Source organism: Microbacterium sp. B19(2022) (assembly GCF_012030385.1).
GTDB lineage: Bacteria > Actinomycetota > Actinomycetes > Actinomycetales > Microbacteriaceae > Microbacterium > Microbacterium oxydans_B.
On record NZ_JAAUVO010000003.1, the window covers coordinates 1 to 18,196 of the forward strand.

An 18,196-nucleotide genomic window follows, 5' to 3' on the forward strand; every position below is an offset into this window, starting at 1 on the left:
ACCCCACCCCACCCGCACCCACGCGCGAGGAGTCAGAACACGCCGCGTGCGCGGGTGCGCCTGCTGCGTGTCTTGACCCCTCAGGTGGGGGCACAAGGACCCGGCCCCCGTCGCGCATGAGACGGGGGCCGGGAGTCGGGAGTCGGCGCGGGGTCAGCCGACGATCTTGCGCTCGTCGTACCAGGGCGCGAGCCGGCGCCGGAGGATCGAGATCAGCAGCAGCGTGAGGTTCGCGATGATGACCATCACCACGACCATCGCGATGGCCTCGTCCATGCGGAACTGATACGCGGCGAACTCGAGCAGATGCCCCAGACCGCCGGTGCCGCCGAGGAACTCGCCGAGCACCTCACCCGTGAAGCCGAGAGCCGCACCGCGCTGGATGCCGGAGAGGCTGTACGGCAGCGTGGCGGGGAAGATCACCTTCCACCCGAGCCCGATCCCCTTGGCGCCGTAGACCCGGGCCGCGTTGACGAGCGAGGGGTTCACGGTGACGGCACCCTCCATCGTGTTCAGCAGGATCGGGAACACCGCGAGCAGGATCACGAGCGCGATCTTCGACTCGCTGCCGAGGCCGAGCCCGAGGATGAACAGCGGGGCGAGCGCGACCTTGGGCGTGGAGTACAGCACCCACAGGAACGGCGCGACCATAAAGCGCAGCACCGGCGACCAGCCGACCGCGAGACCGACGACCACACCGACGACGATCGCGATCGCGAGCCCGATCAGCAGGTTGGTGACGCTGAACGCGAAGGCGCTCCAGAACTCCGGGTCGACCATGAGCCGCCCGAACGCGACGGCCACCGCGGTCGGTGCAGGCAGGAACGCCTCGGGGATCCAGTGGAACCAGCTGACGGCCGCCTCCCACAGGAGCAGCACGGCGGCGATCACTCCGATCAGGAGCAGCGTCCACTTGCCCTCGCCCGAGCGCACCACGCGCCGCGGCCGCACGATGCGGACGGTTCCGGTTGCCGAGACGACACTCATCGCTTGCCCTTCCTCGTCCACGGCGCGACCCCGCGCTCGATGGCCGTGACCACCTGGGTCATGCCCACGCTCCACAGCACGACCACCGCGATCGCGGCGAACGCCTGGTCGGTCTGATAGGTGTTCGAGGCGCGGATGATGAGCGCGCCCATGCCGCTGGACGAACCGGCGAGCTCGGCCACGACCATGCCGATCGTGGCGAGCACGACAGCCTGCCGCAGACCCGCGAACAGGAACGGCACCGTCGACGGCAGGTACACCGAGCGGTACAGCCGCATCCGTCCGGCGCCGTAGACGCGGGCGGCGCGGATGATCGAGGGGTTCGTGGTGCGCATGCCCGCCGCGACGTTCAACAGGATCGGGAAGATCGCGCTGATCGTCACGAGGAAGATCACCGGACCGATGCCGAAGCCGAACCACGCCTTCGCGAGCGGCTGATAGGCGATCGACGGCGTCGCGTAGATCGTCCAGGCGATCGGGCCGATCACCCGGTCGACCGGGAGCGAGGCACCCATGAGAAGCCCGACCGGGATGCCGACGACCACCGCGAGCGCGAAGCCGGTCAACCACGCCTGCACGGAGATGCCGGCGTTGGCGGCGAGCGCGCCGTTCGCCACGATCTCGCCGAAGCCCTGCGCGATGGCGAGCGGCGGAGGGAGGAAGACCGGGCTGATCCACCCGAAGACCCCGACCACCAGCTGCCACAGCACGAGGAGGATGACGACCTCGATCGCGATGACCGCGGCTTTGCCCCGGGCGCTCAGGCCCGCGAGCCAGGCGGCGACACCACCCCGACCGAGGTTGGGCCCGGTCGCGAGGAGCGCGGTCATTTCGACACCGCTGCCGCCGTGGCCTCACCCTCCAGCGCCTCCCAGAGGTGGTCGCGGAGTTCGAGGAAGCGCGGATCATGCTGCACCGACCGCTCCGACCGCGGGCGCGGGATGCCGGTCGTGATGATCTCTTTGATCGCGCCGGGGTGGCTCTTGAAGACGACGATGCGGTCGCCGAGGAGGATGGCCTCCTCGATCGAGTGCGTGATGAAGAGGACGGTCTTGCCCGTCGCCTCGATCAGCTTCTCGATCTCGTCGCGCATCACCTCGCGGGTGAGGGCGTCGACGGCGCCGAGCGGCTCGTCCATCAGCAGGATGCGCGGCTCCGCGACGAACGCACGGGCGAGCCCGACGCGCTGCTGCATGCCGCCGGAGAGCTCGCGAGGGTACGACGACTCGAACCCCTTGAGCCCGACCATGTCGATGGCTTCCTGCACCTTCGCACGCCAGTCGGCGGTGCGCAGCCCCTTCTGCATCTCGAGCCCGAACTTGACGTTGTCGAACACGGTGCGCCAGGGCAGCAGTGCGTAGTCCTGGAAGACCACGGCCCGGTCGGGTCCGGGGCCGTGCACCTCCTTGCCGTCGACGAGGACCGATCCGGTGCTCGGCGCGACAAGGCCGGCGATGACGTTCATGAACGTCGTCTTTCCGCACCCCGACGGGCCGAGCACCGTGATGAACTCGCCTTCGAACACGTCGAGGTCGACGTTCTCGATGGCGATCAGCTTCTTACCCGTCCGCGCGACGTCGTAGCTCACCGAGAGCCCGGTGACCGAGATCAGCGGATCCGCCGAGTCCCGTGCGGTGTCGTTCACGTCAGTCATCGTCGACCTCTCGTCTCATCGCCGCGCGTCGGTGCGCGGCTTATCGCAGCTTCGGAAGCACCTCGGTGCCGAGGAGTTCGATCTGCTCGAAGAACCGATCGAACTTGAAGCGGAAGTCGAACACCAGGTGCTCGGTGCCGACCTCCTCGAACCGCCGGATCTGCTCGACCGCCTGATCGGGGTCGCCCACGATCAGCTGGCCCTCGAGGTCTTCGACGGTCTCGAAGCTGCCGGACGGCGGCTTCACCGCGAACTTGGCCTTGTTCGCCCAGGCGAGAAGGCCCGGGATGTTCACGTGCTTCAGGGCCTCTTCGCGGGTGTCCTCGATCGAGGTCGGCGGGATCACGGCGATGGTCGGCATCGGCCGGCCGTTCTCGTCGGTCATCTCGCGCATGGTCTGGATGCGCTTCTCCATCGTGAGCAGGCCCGTGCGTCCCGGCATCCATCCGTCGGCGAACTCCGCCGCGAGACGGGCCGAGCGCGGGGTCGCGCCGCAGTACCAGAACGGGATGCGTCCACCCACGGGCTTCGGCTCGATCGTGACGTTGTCGAACTTGAAGATGCCGTCGTCGTAGGTGACGTCGTTCTCGGTGAACACGCGACGCAGGATCTCGGCGTTCGAGCGCACCATCTCCACGCGGTCGAGGTCGCCCCAACCGATCGCGTCGAACTCGTGGTCGAACGTGCCGGCTCCGAAGCCGAGGATCAGGCGCGGGCCGAGCAGCTGCGTCATCGTGCCGGCCATGAGGGCCGTGACCAGCGGATGCCGGAACGGGATGAGCGATCCGGTGCCGAGCTCGATCTTGTCGGTGACGGCACCGATGGCGGTGAGGGTCGTGAGCGCGTCGTAGAACGTGCGGTTCGGCTTCTCCATCTCGCCGTGCGGCTCGAACACCAGGTGATCGCGCACCCAGACCGAGTCGAATCCGAAGCTCTCGGCGAGCTTGGACCCCTCCAGGAGCTTCTCCTTGCTCGCCTCCTCGCCGAAGTGCGGCAGCAGCAGTCCGAATTTCATGTCAGTTCCCTTCCGCGGCGAATGCCGCCCTGTCTTCCGCCGATGCGGCGAGCTTTCCGAATGTGCGATCGCCGACGACCTCGTCGCCGACGTAGACGTCGACACCGCGCACGAGGGTGCGCTGGATGCGGGCGCTGATGGTGCGCCCGTCGTACGGGGTCCAGCCGATCTTCGACAGGACGCCGTCGTTCGTGATGGTCCACTCCTCGGCGAGGTCGGCGATGACGATGTCGGCATCCGCCCCGATCGTGAGCGAGCCCTTGACGCCTTCGAGGCCGAACTTTGCGGCGGGGATGTGGGCGACCATGTCGATCGCGCGCTGCAGGTCGAGCTCGCCTTTGTTCACGGCGTCGAGCATGAGCTCGTAGTAGTACTGGATGCCGGGAGTGCCGGTGTGCGAACTCCACATCTGCGTCCAGCCGACCTCCTTCTCCTCGCGCGTGTGCGGGGCGTGGTCGCTGGCGGCGATGTCGATCGTCCCGTCGCGCATGCCCTCCCACACAGCGGCACGGTTGTCGTCGGGCACCCAGTAGCTGAGCGCGTAGGGGCCGAGCGTCTCGACGTCGTTCCAGGTCGACAGGAACGGGGCCCAGTGGTTGACCTCGCAGGTCACGTCGATGCCGTTCTGCTTGGCGCGGCGCACGGCCTCGATCGAGCGGCGGGTCTGGATGTGGGCGATGTGCACCGGGCATCCGGATGCTTCGGCGAGACGCAGCACGACGTCGATCGCGGTGTCCCAGATCACTCCCTCGCGGGCGGCGTAGGCCGAGGCGTAGCCCTCCGGGGTGTTCTCGCCGCGGGCGAGGTAGGCACCCTCGATGTAGTCCATGAGGGCCTGGTCGTGCGGGTGCACGATGAAGCGCTTGCCGGTCTGGGCGATGTGATCCATGATCTCGAGCAGGTGCCCGTGGTTGTGGATGCCGGTGCCGGAGGGGTGCGGGTAGTCGCGGCCCGTGTCGACGACCATGTAGATCTTGTAGGCGCGGATGCCCATCTCGCTCATGCCGGCGATCTCGTCGAACTTGGTCGGCGCGGGGTTGTGGTTCCAGTCGACGATCGACGATTCCTCGTACCGGTCGAACACGTCGGTCAGGGTCGCGACGTCGGTGGTCGGGGGCTTGAGGTTCGGCATCCCGAACATCGTCGTGACGCCACCGGCCGCGGCCTGCAGGCTCGTCGTGTAGATGTCGTCCTTGTGCTCGTAGCCGGGTTCGCGGGTGTGCACGTGCACGTCGACCATGCCGGGGAGCACGAGCTTGCCCGTGGCGTCGACCGTGCGATCGGCCGCGATCTCGGTGCCGGCCGCCACGATGCCGGCGATCTTGCCGTCGGCGACGAGCAGGTCGGCGACGACCGGTCCTGCGGGGGTGACGACGGTGCCGCCGGTGATCTTCAGATCCACGCTCATCGCGCGACCTCCTCTTTACTAACGGACTCTGCCTGGACGGAGTCGGTGGTGACGGACTCGCCGATCGCGGGCGACGGCGAAGACCGGTGGATCAGGTGCGCCGGGCGCACGTACTGGTCGAACCAGCCGACGATCACCGGGGTGGTCTGCTCCCAGTACGCGTCGTACGCGGCGTAGTGGGTGGTGTGCCGCTGCATGATCAGCTGCTTCGGGCCGCGCGCGGCCTCGTACAGCGCCTCGGCGTGGTCGGTCGGGGTGGTCGCATCGCCCTCGACGCCGATCACGAGCAGCGGCGTGGTCAGGCGGGCGGCCGCCTCGATGGGCCGGTACGCGATGATGCCCTCGGCGCACGCGAGCGGGACGGCGGTGGGGATACGGTCGTCGACGTCGGCCTTGATCTTGGTGGCGCGGCGCTCGGCGGTGGGGATCATGATCTCCTCGCGGGGATGCACGATGCGCCCCTCCCCCGTGGTGACGCGCAGACGGCGGTCTTCGGCGAGGGAGTTCTGGAAGTCGAGCCACTCGTACTCGCTGCGCATGCGGTGCAGCCAGTCCTCGCCGTCGGCGACGGGCACCTGGCTGACGGCGGCCTTGATGCGCGGGTCGGCGTCAGCGAGGAGCACGGCGTTGCCGCCGCCGGTGCCGCCCGTGCCGAAGACGCCGATCGCGTCGGCGATCACGTCATCGCGGGTGGTGAGGTAGGTCACGGCGTTCACCAGGTCCTGCAGCTGCCAGGCCGGCGAGAGGTAGCCGCGGTCGCCCTCGGAGTCGCCGAAGCCGCGGTAGTCGATCACGAGCACGGCGAAGCCGGCCTCGACGAGGGCCTCGTGATACCGGACGTAGAGCTTGGCGTCCTTGAGTCCGAGCCAGCCCGGCCCCTGCACGATCGCGCGGTACGGTCCGTCGTGGTCGGGCGTGCGCCACACGGCGGAGATGCGCTGACCCTCGCTGAAGTACGAGACGGGTGTGGTCTGCATGGGTTCCTCTCGGCTGAACGCGGCATCGCGGTCGGCGATCTGTGCCGCTGCGGTGGGGCGGTCCCATCTTGACCCATTTTGGATCCAGAATCCAGTATTGATTTGGATCCAGTATCCGCGGTAGCATGACCGCATCACGTCGACCCGATTGGTCGATGCCGGTGGTCCCGACCTGGACTGCGAACGTGCTCTCTCTTGCGCCCCTTCCCGTCCTCGTCTCCCGGAGAACCATGCCTGCCACCGCCCGCGCTCTCAGCGCCGCCCCCGTCTTCGCCCTCCTCCTCGCCGCCGGATTGAGCGGATGCGCCGGTGCGCCCGCGACTTCGGCCGCTGCCGCCGACCCGAACCCCGTCGTACTCGACAACTGCGGCACCGAGGTGTCGGTCGATGCCTCACCGCAGCGGATCCTCACCGTCAAGTCGTCGACGCTCGAACTCGCTCTGGCGCTCGGAGCGGGCGACCGGATCATCGGCTCCGCCTTCTCGGACGGCCCCGTGCCCGAAGACCTCGCCGCGGAGGCCGAAGACATCCCGGTCGTCTCGGACAAGGTGCCGTCGAAGGAGGCGGTGCTCGAACTCGAGCCCGACCTGGTGTTCGCGGGGTGGGAGTCGAACTTCTCGGTCGACGGAGCCGGCGAGCGCGACGACCTGCAGAAGCTCGGCATCACCACCTACGTCGCGCCCGCCGCGTGCAAGGCCGAGGGGTACATGCCCGATCCCCTCACCTTCGACACGGTCTTCGACGGCTTCACCGAGGCCGGGGAGCTGCTCGGCGAAGAGGAGGCCGCGGCGGCACTGGTCGAGGAGCAGCAGGCGGCGCTCGACGCGATCACCCCCGACGACCGCGGCCTCACCGCCGTCTGGTACTCGTCCGGCACCGACCAGCCGTTCGTCGGCGCGGGCATCGGGGCACCGCAGATGATCATGTCGACGGCCGGGCTCGACAACGTGTTCGCCGACGTGCACGACACCTGGACGTCGAGCTCGTGGGAGCTGATCGCCGAGGCCGACCCCGACGTGATCGTGCTGGTGGATGCGGCCTGGAACACGGCGGCCTCCAAGATCGCGCTGCTCACGTCGAACCCGGTCACCGCGCAGCTCGACGCCGTGCGGAACGAGCGGTTCGTGATCGTCGACTTCCCCGCGACCGAGGCCGGCATCCGCAACGTCGACGCCGTGGAGTCGATCGTGACGCAGCTCGGAGAGCAGTGAGCGTCACGGTTCCCCTGCGGGCGGCGATCCCCCTCGCAGCGGCATCCGCCCCTCGCCCACGACGACGCACGGTCTCGGCGATCGCGGTCCTGCTGCTCGCGCTGGCCGGCTCCGTGGTCGCGGCGGTCGCGATCGGGCCCGCCGCCATCACGCCCGCAGAGCTCGTGGCGAGCGTCTGGTCGCACCTGACCGGAGCCGCCAGCGGGCTCACCCCGATCCGCGACGCGATCATCTGGGAGGGCCGCGTGCCTCGGGTGCTCACAGCTGCCGCGGTCGGAGGCGGCCTGGCCCTGTGCGGCGCGGTGATGCAGGCGCTCACCCGCAATCCGCTCGCCGACCCGTACCTGCTCGGGCTCTCGTCCGGAGCGTCGACGGGTGCCGTGATCGTGATCGTCCTGGGGGCCGCGGTCGCGCTGCCGTTCGCGGCCTTCGCCGGCGCGCTGCTGGCCCTGGCGCTGACGCTCGGGTTGGCGCGCGCGGCCGGTTCCGCGGGAGCGACCGCCGTGGTGCTCGCGGGTCTCGCCGTATCGGCTGTGCTCGCGGCGCTGACCAGTCTGGTGATCTTCTGGAGTGCCACGAACGACAGCTACCGCGAGATCCTCGCTTGGCTGCTCGGCTCGCTCGGCGGCGCCGACTGGGCGGATGCCGCCCTGGCCGGGGTCGCCGTGGTCGTGTGCGCGGTCCCGCTGCTGGCATCAGCCCGTCCACTCGACAGTCTTGTGTTGGGCGACACCGCCGCCCAGGCGCTCGGCATCCCCGTGACGCGCCTGCGGGTGCTGCTGTTCGTGTGCACGGCTCTGCTGACCGGAGCCCTCGTCGCCGTCAGCGGCTCGATCGGCTTCGTCGGACTGATCCTGCCGCACGCCGTCCGCGCGGTCGTCGGCGCTCGGCATCGCGCGCTGCTGCCGGTGTCGTTCCTCGCCGGGGCGGTGTTCCTCATCTGGGCCGACACCATCGCCCGCACGGTGTTCGAGCCCCGCGAGTTGCCGGTCGGCATCGTCACCGCCCTGATCGGCGGGCCCGTGTTCGCGCTGCTGATGCTGCGCATGCGGAAGAGCCGCGCATGATCGGCGTGCGGGCGAGCGGCCTCGACGCCCGCCGCACCCGGTTCCGTCACGGCGACCGGCTGATCGTCGACGGCATGCACATCACCGCTCCCGGCGGCGAGGTGACCGCGCTGCTCGGCCCCAACGGTTCGGGCAAGAGCACCCTGCTGCGCCTGATCGCGGGCACGCTGCGCGGCGAGGTCGAGGCCCTCGCGCTCGACGGCGCTTCCCTCTCTGCGATGCGGCGACGCGAACGTGCGCAGCGGGTGGCGCTGGTGGAGCAGGAGTGGTCGGCGGCCGAGGGCATGACCGGCCGTGACATCGTCGGCCTCGGGCTGCTGCCGCACCGCGGGTGGCTGTCGTTCGAGGGCGAGGAGGCGGATGCCGCCGCCACGGATGCGGCCATGATGCGCGCCGGTGCGCTCGAGTTTGCCGACCGTGACGCCGCGACCCTGTCCGGCGGCGAGCGCCAGCGCGTGAACCTCGCGAGGGCGCTGGCTCAGCGTCCATCGCTGCTGCTGTGCGACGAACCGACGAACCACCTCGACATCCGCGCGCAGCTCGACGCGCTCGTGCTGCTGCGCTCCCTCGCCCACGAGGGGATGACCGTGCTCGCCGCGCTGCACGACCTCAACCACGCGGCGGCCTTCGCCGACCGGGTCGTGGTGGTCGCCGACGGGCACGTGCAGGCGGCCGGCTCCCCGCGCGACGTGCTGACGCGCGAGCTCATCGCCCGTGTGTGGCGCGTCGACGCAGAGGTGCTCACCCGGTCGGGCAGTGACCGACCGCTGATCGTCTTCGACGCCGCGATGGCTCCGACCCCGGGTCGCTGAGAGCCTCAGTCGACGACGGGCAGACCTTCTTCATCGAACACGAGGCCCTCGGAGATCAGGCGCTCACGGGCGGCATGATGCACGACGCCGCGCTTGCGCTGGTCGGCCTCGAGCAGGCCGAGCACGATCTCACGAGTGGCGTTCGGGTGATGGGCGACCTCGATCCGCACACCCCAGAACCGATCCGTGGCGAAGCGGGCGAGGGCCTGCGCGTCGGCATCCGGATTGTGAGCCGCCGCCGCACGGATCCCCTGATTCGGGTCGTCGACGAGCTGCGCGAACTCCTCCGGGGTGTGCGCGCCCCGAGCCAGCCGATAACGGCGTTCCTCATCCGCGAGCTGCTCCGGCGTCTTGCGCTTCCCCATGGCGTCCCCTCCCCCCGGAGCCGCTGCGCGCCGGGAGCGTCAGTCTATTCGGGGGATCCGACGCGACGGCGGCCTCCCCAGAACCGTCGGACGGCGGTCAGTTGAGCGGCACTAGGCGTGGGCCAGACTCGGCGCGCGGACGAACGCGCTCAGGCGCAGCGAGAGCTCTTCAGCTTCGGCTTCGTACTCCACCACGAAGACGTCGGACTGCGCAGCACCCGACGCCCCACCCCCGACTCCGGCGAGCGCGCAGGATCGCGCCGGAGCCATGAGTTGGTCGAATGCCATCGGCAGCGTCTCGCATCGCGCGTGCCCGCACAGCACATGCGCGAGCTCGTGCGTCACGACGTGCAGTCGAAACCATCGAGGGTCGGAACCGCGCACGGGAATCCGCACGCGATCTCCCTCGGCCAGCACGAAGGGCGCGACCGCCATCCATTCCTCGTCGGCGAGGACGTCGATCTCGACATCCATGCCGGTCAGCGCCGACACGCGGTCGGCGAGACACTCCACGCTGGTGCCGGACTCGGCCTCCAGCTCTTCGAACAGCCGCTCCACGCGACGTCGATCATTCATCATTGCTTCACCCCTCCTGCAATCCGGCCCCCTTTCGGCCGAACATTCCCTCACGAGGAGAGACGGTGAGGGGGGTCCGGTCATTACGCCGAAAGGCCGAAAACCTTCGTCCAGTCTTCGCGCGACGGTCTACGACCTTTGGCCTATCAGAGCGGTTCTTGCGGCCGGGCCGGGCTCTGGCGAGCGGATCAGGCGGAGAGCACGACGTCGAGTGCATTCGCGGCGAGACGCGCCGAGGTGTCGAGGTCGCGCATCCACAACGGACGCACCGACGCACGGAGTCCATCGGCTTCGAGGCCCGGGGCGAGCGCCGCATCCTCCTCGGCGATGACCCAGGCGTCGAGCACGCCGCCCGTCGCACGTGAGCCGTAGTGCCGCCCGACCGCGTCGGCCGTGGCGGGGATCCCGACAGCGGCCAGGCACGCGTCTGCCATGCCGCGGACCGGAGCACCCGCGATGATCGGCGACACCCCGACCACGGTTCCGGATGCCGCACGGACCGCGTCGGTGATGCCGGGCACGGTGAGGATCGGGCCGATCGAGACCACCGGATTCGACGGGGCGAACAGGATGACGTCGGCCACGGCGATTGCTGCGAGCACGCCCGGCGCCGGCGCGGAGTGCTCGATGCCCGGCCAGTCGAAACTCTGCGCTGGAAGCGATGCCCGGTGCCGGGTCCACCACTCCTGGAAGTGCATCCGGCCCTGAGCGGTCATCACATGTGTGTCGACCTCGGCATCCGTCATGGGCAGCAGCCGAACCCCGAGCGGCCAGCGCGACGCGAGCCGTGCGATGGCCTCCGTGACCGAAGCGCCCTCGCGCAGCCACCCCGTCCGGGCGATGTGGGCGCCGAGATCGAGGTCGCCGAGCGTGAACCATGGCCACCCGGCACCCCACGCGTGCAGTTCCGCGGCGACGCGCTCCGACTCCCCCGTCCTGCCCCATCCACGCTCGGTGTCGTTGACTCCGGCGAGTGCGTAGATCATCGAGTCGACGTCGGGCTGCAGTCGCAGGCCGCTCAGCCACAGGTCATCGCCGGTGTTGGCGATCACCGTGATCTCGGCACGGGTGCCGCCCGCGGCATCCGGCCACCGCCGCCGCGCGGCTTCACGCACCCCGACGACGAACTTCGACCCGCCGACGCCGCCCGCGAGGACGATGATGCGCGGAGCACCGGATGCCGTCATGAGGCGAGGACCAGGGGCCGGTCGACGAGTGCGGAGGTGCGGGGACCCAGACCGGCACGACGCGCGTCGCGGAGATGCTCGGCGCGGTCGAGGTCACGACGCAGTCCGCTCAGCACGGGAAGACCCACCTCGGCGAACCCGGCCGCACGATGGGCGGCCGCCGAGTCCCCGCCGAAGCAGGTGCGCAGGTCGAAACCCGCACGTGCGGTGGCGAGCACGGTGCCGGTTCCCTCCGCATCCGGCACGAACGCCCGCGGGTGCGACGAGGCGAACGCGAGCGCCCTGGCGAGCTCGTCCGGACGCAGTGCGGGGAGGTCGCCGAGCAGCACCGCCCGCGGCCGGTCACCCGGTGCCGCACGCACCCCCTGCTCGATCGCCGCCGTGAGCCCCTCGCTGCGGTCGCGCACCAGACGCACCCGGGGCAGCAGCCGCAGCGCGGTCGCCGTGACCTCGTCTCTCGTCACCACGATGACCTGGGCGACCCGCTCGCACGCGGCCGCGGCCTCGACCGTGTCGAGCGCGATCGCGCGGGCGAGGGGCTCGCGATCCACGCCGGGTATCCGCAGCCGTGACTTGCCGATCTCGGCACGCTTCACCGGGATCACCACGACCCATTCCCGTGCGGGGGCGCCCGGCAGCGGCACCCCGATTCCCGAACCGCGGATCATGTCGGAGACCTCAGCCGCGCAGCCGGGGCGCGATGTCGCGCTCGAAGAGCTGCAGGAAGCGACGCTGGTCGTGTCCGGGCGCGTGGAAGACGAGGTGGTTGAACCCCCAGTCGATGTACTGCTGGATGTCGGCGGCCACAGCATCCGGGTCGTTCCCGACGATCCAGCGCTTCGCGATGGTCTCCAGCGGCAGCGCGTCGGCGGCCTTCTCCATCTCGACCGGGTCGGTGATGTCGTGCTTCTGCTCCTTCGAGAGCGACAGCGGCGACCAGAAGCGGGTGTTCTCCAGTGCCGCCTCCCGCGTCTCCTCGTAGGAGAGCTTGATCTCGATCATCCGGTCGTACGTGTCGAACGAACGCTCGGACTGCTCCAGCCCCTCCTTCACCGCGGGGAGCAGCTGGTCGACGTAGAGCTCCTGCCCCTTGCCCGAGGTACAGATGAAGCCGTCGCCCGCGCGGCCGGCGTAGCGCGCGACCATCGGTCCGCCCGCGGCGATGTAGATCGGGATCCCGCCCTCTGGGCGGTCGTAGATCGAGGCGTCGTGCGTCGAGTAGTACTCGCCATCGAAGTTCACCCGGTCGCCCGACCACAGCGCCCGCATCAGGCGCACCGACTCGCGGAGCCGCGCATAGCGCTCCTTGAACTCGGGCCACTCCTGCTCGCCCGCACCCCGGAATCCGGTCGCAATCTCGTTCAGCGCCTCCCCCGAGCCGACGCCGAGGATGATGCGGTCCTGATACAGGCAGCCCAGGCTCGCGAAGGCCTGCGCGAGAACCGCCGGGTTGTAGCGGAACGTCGGGGTCAGCACCGAGGTGCCGATGCGGATGCTCGACGTGCGCTCGCCGACCGCCGCCATCCAGGTGAGCGAGAACGGGGCGTGCCCGCCGGTGTGCCGCCAGGGCTGGAAGTGGTCGCTCGCGAACACGGACTGCATGCCGTGCGCCTCGGCCGCGACCGAGATCTCGACGAGCTCCCGCGGGTCGAACTGCTCCGCGCTGGCCTTGTATCCGAGGGTCAGTGTCATGTCGCATCCTTCTGTTCGTGTGCTGTGAGGTCTGCCAGGGCGGCGGCGTAGCCGTCGCGGTAGCCCTGGTCGAGTGCTTCGGCGGTGCCCAACCAGAACAGGTCGCGCTCCGAGGGGCGCACGATGCTCGAAGCGCCGGGCAGGTCGAGGGGTCCGACGAGGTCGGCGCGGCCGCGCACCACGGCCACCGGGTTTCCGCTGGCCTTGCCCTTGACGAGATCGGATGCCGCGGCGAGCTCGTCGGCGACGCACGGGGTCGTGACGCTGAGCACCTTGCCCGCCTGGTCGGTCGTGCCGCGGAGATCGGCGATCATGCGCACACCGCCGCCGCCGATCGCGACGTCGGTCTGCCCTTCGCGCCAGGGGCGACCGAGGGTGTCGCTGAGGATCACGCCGACCTCGGCGCCGGTGGCCGCACGCAGCCCCGCGGCGAGCGCTCGCGCCGACCGATCGGGGTCTTCGGGTAGCAGCAGCACCCAGCCGTCGGGGGTGTTGCTGGCGTCGACGCCGGCGGCCGCGGCGACCATGCCCAGGCGGTTCTCGACGATGCGCATGGTGTGCCCGTCGAACGTGCGGGAGGCGACGAGGCGCACGGTCTCGGCGGTGATCGCCTCTTCGCGGTCGGCGGCCTGCACGTAGCGGCCCTCCGCCTTGGAGACGATCTTCGAGGTGACCACGAGGATGTCGCCGTGCGCGAGCTCGACGCCGGTCGCGAGGATCAGGGCCACGAGGTCGTCGCCCGGTTGCACCTCGCCCATACCGGTGAGGGCGAAGACGCTGATCGCGGGGGCGCTCATGCGTGCACCTGCGGCAGCACATCGCGGCCGAAGGCCTCGAGGAACTCCCGCTGGTCCGGACCGACGTTGTGCAGGTAGATGCGCGTGAAGCCGAGGTCGGCATAGCGCTGGATCTGCGCGCGGTGCACGTCGGGGTCGGCGGAGATGAGCATCGAGGCCCGCATGTCTTCGGCCGTCACTCCGCGCACCAGCTGCTCGAAGTCATAGGGCGAGCGCACGTCGCCGCGGCGCATCCGGAGTCCGGCGACCGGCCATTCGGTGAGTGCGTTCGCGAGGGCCTGCTCGTCGGTCGGCGCCCAGGAGAGGCGCAGCTGCAGCACCTTCGGGAGAGCCTCGGGGTCGTGGCCCGCCTCGCGCGCTCCTTCGGCGAACCGGGCGAGCAGCGGCGCGAGGCGCTCCACCTCGGCGGAGGTCGTGATCAGTCCGTCGGCGTTGCGGCCGGCGCGGCGGGCGGTGGCGGGGCCGGCAGTGGCGACGTAGACCGGCGGGGCGGTGGGCGGCATCGTCCAGAGCCGGGTCGACTCCATGCGGAAGTGCTCGCCGCGGTGACGGGTGTCGCGGCCCGCGAGCGAGGCGGTGAAGAGCTTGCGGATCAGGTCGACGGCCTCGAACATGCGGTCGATGCGCTCGGCGGGCTCGGGCCAGTAGTCGCCGACGATGTGCTCGTTCAGGGCTTCCCCCGACCCGACGCCGAGCCAGGTGCGTGCCGGATACAGCATGGCGAGCGTCGCCGCGGCCTGCGCGACGACGGCGGGGTGCGTGCGGAAGCCGGGGGTCGTGACGCCGGGACCGAGGTCTCCGGTGGTGTGCGCGCCGATCGCGCCGAGCATCGTCCACACATGGGCGGCATTGCGGTGGCGCGGGAGCCAGGGTTGGAAGTGGTCGGTGGCCATGATCCCGCGGAAGCCGTGCGCCTCGGCGAGGGCGCAGTTCGCGATCACGGCGGTCGGCTCGACCTGCTCGAGCATCGCGGCGTACCCGATGTGCATGTCGCCTCCTCGCCCTTCTTCTGCCGTTGTTCCCATTGAATGGATACTGGATCCAAAAGTCAAGACCCACGCATCCGATCTCGCCGAGCCCCCGTTCTCGCCGCCCCGTTGTCCGCCGAGTGCACGGCATCCTGCCGAGCGCACGGCTTCTTCGCGTCGAGAAGCCGTGCACTCGCGAGTAGCCCGTGCACTCGGCGACAGGGGGCGGGGACGGGATGCAGGCGGGGACGGGACCGGGACGGGGGTCAGACCACGAGGTTGGCGGTGTCGACGACGCGGTCGCCCCCGGCGGGGAAGGCCGTGCGGGTCACGCCCGACTCCACGTTGCCGGTGTGCAGCAGGGTCGACGAGCCGCCGAATGCGGCATCCGCCAGCTCCAGCGCGCCGCCCTCGAAGCGGTTGCCGACCGCGCGGTAGTGCGTCGCCCCCTTCGTGACCGCGACGTGGGTGGATGATCCCTCGGCGCGGAAGCTGCTGTCGGACAGTGTCAGGTGCAGCTCGCCGTCGCCGGTCCGCGAGACACCGGTGCCGCCCTTGATCGACACATCCGAACCGGCGACCTCGACGACCTGGCGCTCACCCCGCGCCGCCTCGATGCGGGCGTTGCGCAGCGTCGACCCCTCGAACCGCAGCTGCGCCGACGACGAGACGATCGGTGCCGCGTCATCCGCCGCGTTCAGGGTCGAGCCGCGGAACGTGACCGCACCCGAGCCCGCGATCTTCATGCCGCCCACGCGGTCGAGCACCGTGTCGACGAACGTGACCGGGGTCTTCACGGTGGCGTTGGTGAGCTCGCCGGGAGCGACGAACGTGAAGTGCGAGTCGGCGATCACCGTCGGGCGCCCGGAGTTGTCGGACGCCTGCGTGATCACGAGAGTGTCGGATGCCGTGCACCCCCGCAGCTGGGCGCCGTCGGCATTGATCCACAGCATGCCGGAGCCGGCGAGCGAGGGCTTGCCGATCACCTGCACGTCTTCCAGCGTGAGGTCGGTGATGCGCACGCGGGCGACGAACCACGAGCACACGTGCTTGCGCACCGTGATGCGCTTGGCCGCCGAGCCCCAGGCCGCACCCGAGTTCGCGAACGTCATCAGCCCGGAGTTGCCGGTGTAGGTGAGGTCGTGCTCGTACTGGCCGTGCGTGACGAACGGACCCTGGTCATCACCGTCGCCGTGGCAGTTCTCGACGAGGCAGTAGGCGCTCGCGGTGAAGTCGTTCAGGTGCCGCGAGTTGGCGGTGTGGCAGTTGGCGACATATCCGTACAGGCAGTAGATCTGCTGCGTCAGGTAGCCGGCACCGCCCCAGGTGACCGAGGTGGGGTTCTTGAGCGTGCAGCTCACGGTCGAGTAGTACGTGTTCCAGCGGCGCTGGATGAGAGGCCAGAAGGTTCCGGTGCCGTCGATGTGGTCGACGTCGCAGCGCACCGCGTATTCGAAGGCGAGCGGGTGCGAGCCCGTGTACTCGTCCTTGCCGGTACCGAGGAACTTCAGGTTCGACACGGTCACGTCCTGCACCGGCACCACCCGGCGCCAGGTCATCGTGCGGTCCTTGCCGAGCGGCCAGCCGTTCTTGTAGTTGATGCGGATGTGCGTGCCGTCGACGATCTGCGTGACCTGCACGAGCCGCTGCAGCTCACGTTCCCAGCGCCCGGCCAGCGCGTTCACCTCGGCGGCGTACCAGTCGCCGACCGCGAAGAACGAGGAGTCGGCGACCGGGAAGACGTCGCCGAGGTCGGGGACCACCTCGTTCAGCCGCGCCTCGTGCACGGCATCCGTCACCTCGCCGCGGAAGAACATGACCGCGGCGAAGGGGTCGTCCTTGCCGGCGTTCTCGATGCCGACCGTCGTCATGAGGTGCCCGCCGAAGTCGAACGCGATGTTCGACCGCGAGAACTTGTGGCGGCGCACGAAGTTCAGGTCGCTGTGCGCCTCGATGCGGTGGATGCTCGCATCGTTCACCATCGCGTCGAGCGCGTCGTCGGCATTCACCTTCGCGTTCATCACGCCGAACATCCGGAAGTCGACGACGCCGTCGTGCAGGAGCAGCCACGCACCGCCCTTCGGACCGGCGAGCACGGTGCCACCGTTCGCCGACGGAGCATCCTTCTTCACGAAGCGGTACAGCCCGTCGCCGCCGTCACCGGCCGCCGCGTACCCGGTCGTGCGCACGAGGTCGCCGTCTTTGCCCTTGCGCTTCGCGAGCTCGGTCGCGGTGCCGCCGTTGGCGACATTCGCCGAGCCCGACGAGCTCTGGGGCGCCACGGGCCCTGCGGCCTGCGCGGCCGTGGGCATGCCGACGGCGGCCACTCCACCGATCGCGGCAGCGCCGAATCCGGCGAGCAGCATGCGCCGACTGCGCAGCGCGGCGGTTTCGGTCTGGGTCATCTCCTGCGGGGTCATGCTCATCCTTCCGTGCGGCGTCATCACCGCGGTCAGGCGTCCGGCCGTCCGGCCGAGCCGCATCATCCGATCGATCCCCAGTCCCCAGTGCCGTTCTCCGAGCCGGTGCTCAGAAGTAGTCGCCCGCCGTGAAGTGGCGGATGCCGTGCAGTCGCGCCGCGCGCCGCAGCGGGCGGATCATCCCGGTGCGGTCGTCCTGCCGCACGGCCTCGGGCGCGAATGCACGCAGCGCGCGGTCCTCTTCCGGGAGGGCGGGCACGGCGAGCTCGCACGACGTCACCCCGGCGGATGCCCAGTCCACCGCGACGGCCGAGAGCAGGTCATCACGCACACCGTCGGCATCCGGAAGCACGGCGCTCTCCAGGAGCATGCCGACCGCGCCGCGACGCTCGGCGACCGCGTAGCCGACCACGCTCGATCCCTCGATCCGGCGGTACAGAGTGGCGCCTCGCAGCCGTACCTCGGCCATCGCCCAGTCCCGATCACCGCGCACCGGGGCGAGGACCAGATCGGACCGTGAGCGTTCGTAGACCTCGTGCACCGGGCGGAGGCTCCCGAGCCCGACGGACTCGCGCACCACGCGACCCTCGGCTCTGGCGGGCGTCGCAGCGCGCCAGAGCCCGGCCACGGTCCGCGCCATCGAGAACGTCTCGAACCCGCTGGAGCGGTACACCTCGGGGGTGCCGGTGAACAGCAGCGCCCAGTCGGCGTCGCCCGCTGCCTGCAGAGTCGCGGCGACCAGCCGGCGTGCGAGCCCCTGCCCCCTCGCCCGCTCGGCGACCGCGACACTGCCGATGGCGTGCACCGCGGCGATCCCGCCGTCGGATTCCCGGAGCCGCTTGGGCAGTCCGTAGATCGACCCGCAGAGGCCCTCGTCATCTTCGGCCACCCGCGTGTGCGCGAGCCGTTCGTCGTCGACGAGCCACTGGTCGGGAGCGAGCGGGGGCGTGAACGCCGTCGCCCACAGCGCGGCGAGCGCCTGCTGGTCCGTGGCGCGGGCGGCACGGATCGTCGCCGCGCTCACGATGCCCGCGCGGCGGCCGCGCATCCCGCCGGCCCG

At 70.2% G+C, this 18,196-nt stretch carries 18 protein-coding genes; 3 read left to right on the forward strand and 15 right to left on the reverse strand.

Going from position 1 to position 18,196, the window contains the following annotated elements; all coding sequences use genetic code 11:
• Positions 1-153: 153 nt before the first annotated feature.
• Genes HCX50_RS03090 through HCX50_RS03115 form a run of 6 tightly spaced genes read right to left on the reverse strand, consistent with a single transcriptional unit; the run spans position 154 to position 6,041 of the window.
• Complete coding sequence (locus tag HCX50_RS03090) at positions 154-987, reverse strand: ABC transporter permease (RefSeq protein ID WP_167632978.1); 834 nt, start codon at positions 985-987, stop codon at positions 154-156.
• Positions 984-1,817, reverse strand: a complete 834-nt coding sequence (locus HCX50_RS03095) for an ABC transporter permease (protein WP_167632979.1) — start codon at positions 1,815-1,817, stop codon at positions 984-986. The genes HCX50_RS03090 and HCX50_RS03095 overlap by 4 nt, the downstream gene beginning before the upstream one ends.
• Positions 1,814-2,641, reverse strand: coding sequence for an ABC transporter ATP-binding protein (locus HCX50_RS03100; protein WP_167632980.1), 828 nt, complete (start codon positions 2,639-2,641; stop codon positions 1,814-1,816). Before HCX50_RS03100 ends, HCX50_RS03095 begins: the two co-directional genes overlap by 4 nt.
• 40 nt (positions 2,642-2,681) lie before the next feature.
• A complete protein-coding gene (locus HCX50_RS03105; protein WP_167632981.1) occupies positions 2,682-3,656 on the reverse strand; it encodes an LLM class flavin-dependent oxidoreductase in 975 nt (324 codons plus the stop codon).
• Between the two features lies 1 nt (position 3,657).
• On the reverse strand, positions 3,658-5,064 hold the full coding sequence (locus tag HCX50_RS03110) for a dihydroorotase (protein WP_167632982.1): 1,407 nt from the start codon (positions 5,062-5,064) through the stop codon (positions 3,658-3,660).
• Positions 5,061-6,041: an alpha/beta hydrolase gene (locus HCX50_RS03115; protein ID WP_167632983.1), complete on the reverse strand. Its 981-nt coding sequence runs from the start codon at positions 6,039-6,041 to the stop codon at positions 5,061-5,063. Before HCX50_RS03115 ends, HCX50_RS03110 begins: the two co-directional genes overlap by 4 nt.
• Positions 6,042-6,271: 230 nt before the next feature.
• Between HCX50_RS03115 and HCX50_RS03120 the strand changes: the two genes are divergently transcribed.
• From HCX50_RS03120 to HCX50_RS03130, 3 genes are read left to right on the forward strand one after another with little or no spacing between them, the layout of a single operon-like run.
• Complete coding sequence (locus HCX50_RS03120; protein WP_167632984.1) at positions 6,272-7,252, forward strand: putative F420-0 ABC transporter substrate-binding protein; 981 nt, start codon at positions 6,272-6,274, stop codon at positions 7,250-7,252.
• Positions 7,249-8,319 carry a putative F420-0 ABC transporter permease subunit gene (locus HCX50_RS03125; protein ID WP_443189878.1) on the forward strand — a complete coding sequence of 357 codons (1,071 nt, stop codon included), beginning with the start codon at positions 7,249-7,251 and terminating at the stop codon, positions 8,317-8,319. Before HCX50_RS03120 ends, HCX50_RS03125 begins: the two co-directional genes overlap by 4 nt.
• A complete protein-coding gene (locus tag HCX50_RS03130) occupies positions 8,316-9,131 on the forward strand; it encodes an ABC transporter ATP-binding protein (RefSeq protein WP_167632985.1) in 816 nt (271 codons plus the stop codon). The genes HCX50_RS03125 and HCX50_RS03130 overlap by 4 nt, the downstream gene beginning before the upstream one ends.
• A gap of 5 nt (positions 9,132-9,136) precedes the next feature.
• Here the strand turns inward: HCX50_RS03130 and HCX50_RS03135 are convergent, their stop codons facing one another.
• The 9 genes from HCX50_RS03135 to HCX50_RS03175 form a co-directional block, all read right to left on the reverse strand.
• Positions 9,137-9,496, reverse strand: a complete 360-nt coding sequence (locus HCX50_RS03135) for a hypothetical protein (RefSeq protein WP_167632986.1) — start codon at positions 9,494-9,496, stop codon at positions 9,137-9,139.
• A 111-nt stretch (positions 9,497-9,607) separates the two neighbouring features.
• Positions 9,608-10,075 carry a hypothetical protein gene (locus HCX50_RS03140; RefSeq protein WP_167632987.1) on the reverse strand — a complete coding sequence of 156 codons (468 nt, stop codon included), beginning with the start codon at positions 10,073-10,075 and terminating at the stop codon, positions 9,608-9,610.
• A gap of 185 nt (positions 10,076-10,260) precedes the next feature.
• The gene (gene cofD / locus HCX50_RS03145; RefSeq protein ID WP_167632988.1) at positions 10,261-11,259 is read right to left on the reverse strand and encodes a 2-phospho-L-lactate transferase; all 999 of its coding nucleotides are present in this window, start codon (positions 11,257-11,259) and stop codon (positions 10,261-10,263) included.
• Complete coding sequence (gene cofC, locus HCX50_RS03150; protein ID WP_167632989.1) at positions 11,256-11,927, reverse strand: 2-phospho-L-lactate guanylyltransferase; 672 nt, start codon at positions 11,925-11,927, stop codon at positions 11,256-11,258. Before cofC ends, cofD begins: the two co-directional genes overlap by 4 nt.
• Before the next feature lie 10 nt (positions 11,928-11,937).
• A complete protein-coding gene (gene fgd / locus HCX50_RS03155) occupies positions 11,938-12,951 on the reverse strand; it encodes a glucose-6-phosphate dehydrogenase (coenzyme-F420) (protein ID WP_167632990.1) in 1,014 nt (337 codons plus the stop codon).
• A complete protein-coding gene (gene cofE, locus HCX50_RS03160) occupies positions 12,948-13,748 on the reverse strand; it encodes a coenzyme F420-0:L-glutamate ligase (protein WP_167632991.1) in 801 nt (266 codons plus the stop codon). The genes fgd and cofE overlap by 4 nt, the downstream gene beginning before the upstream one ends.
• Positions 13,745-14,737: a TIGR03557 family F420-dependent LLM class oxidoreductase gene (locus tag HCX50_RS03165; RefSeq protein WP_167632992.1), complete on the reverse strand. Its 993-nt coding sequence runs from the start codon at positions 14,735-14,737 to the stop codon at positions 13,745-13,747. The genes cofE and HCX50_RS03165 overlap by 4 nt, the downstream gene beginning before the upstream one ends.
• Positions 14,738-14,982: 245 nt before the next feature.
• A complete protein-coding gene (locus HCX50_RS03170) occupies positions 14,983-17,136 on the reverse strand; it encodes a peptidase C14 (protein WP_237682317.1) in 2,154 nt (717 codons plus the stop codon).
• Between the two features lie 109 nt (positions 17,137-17,245).
• Positions 17,246-18,184 (reverse strand): GNAT family N-acetyltransferase, encoded by a 939-nt coding sequence (locus HCX50_RS03175; RefSeq protein ID WP_205828761.1) that lies wholly within the window; start codon positions 18,182-18,184, stop codon positions 17,246-17,248.
• Positions 18,185-18,196: the final 12 nt, after the last annotated feature.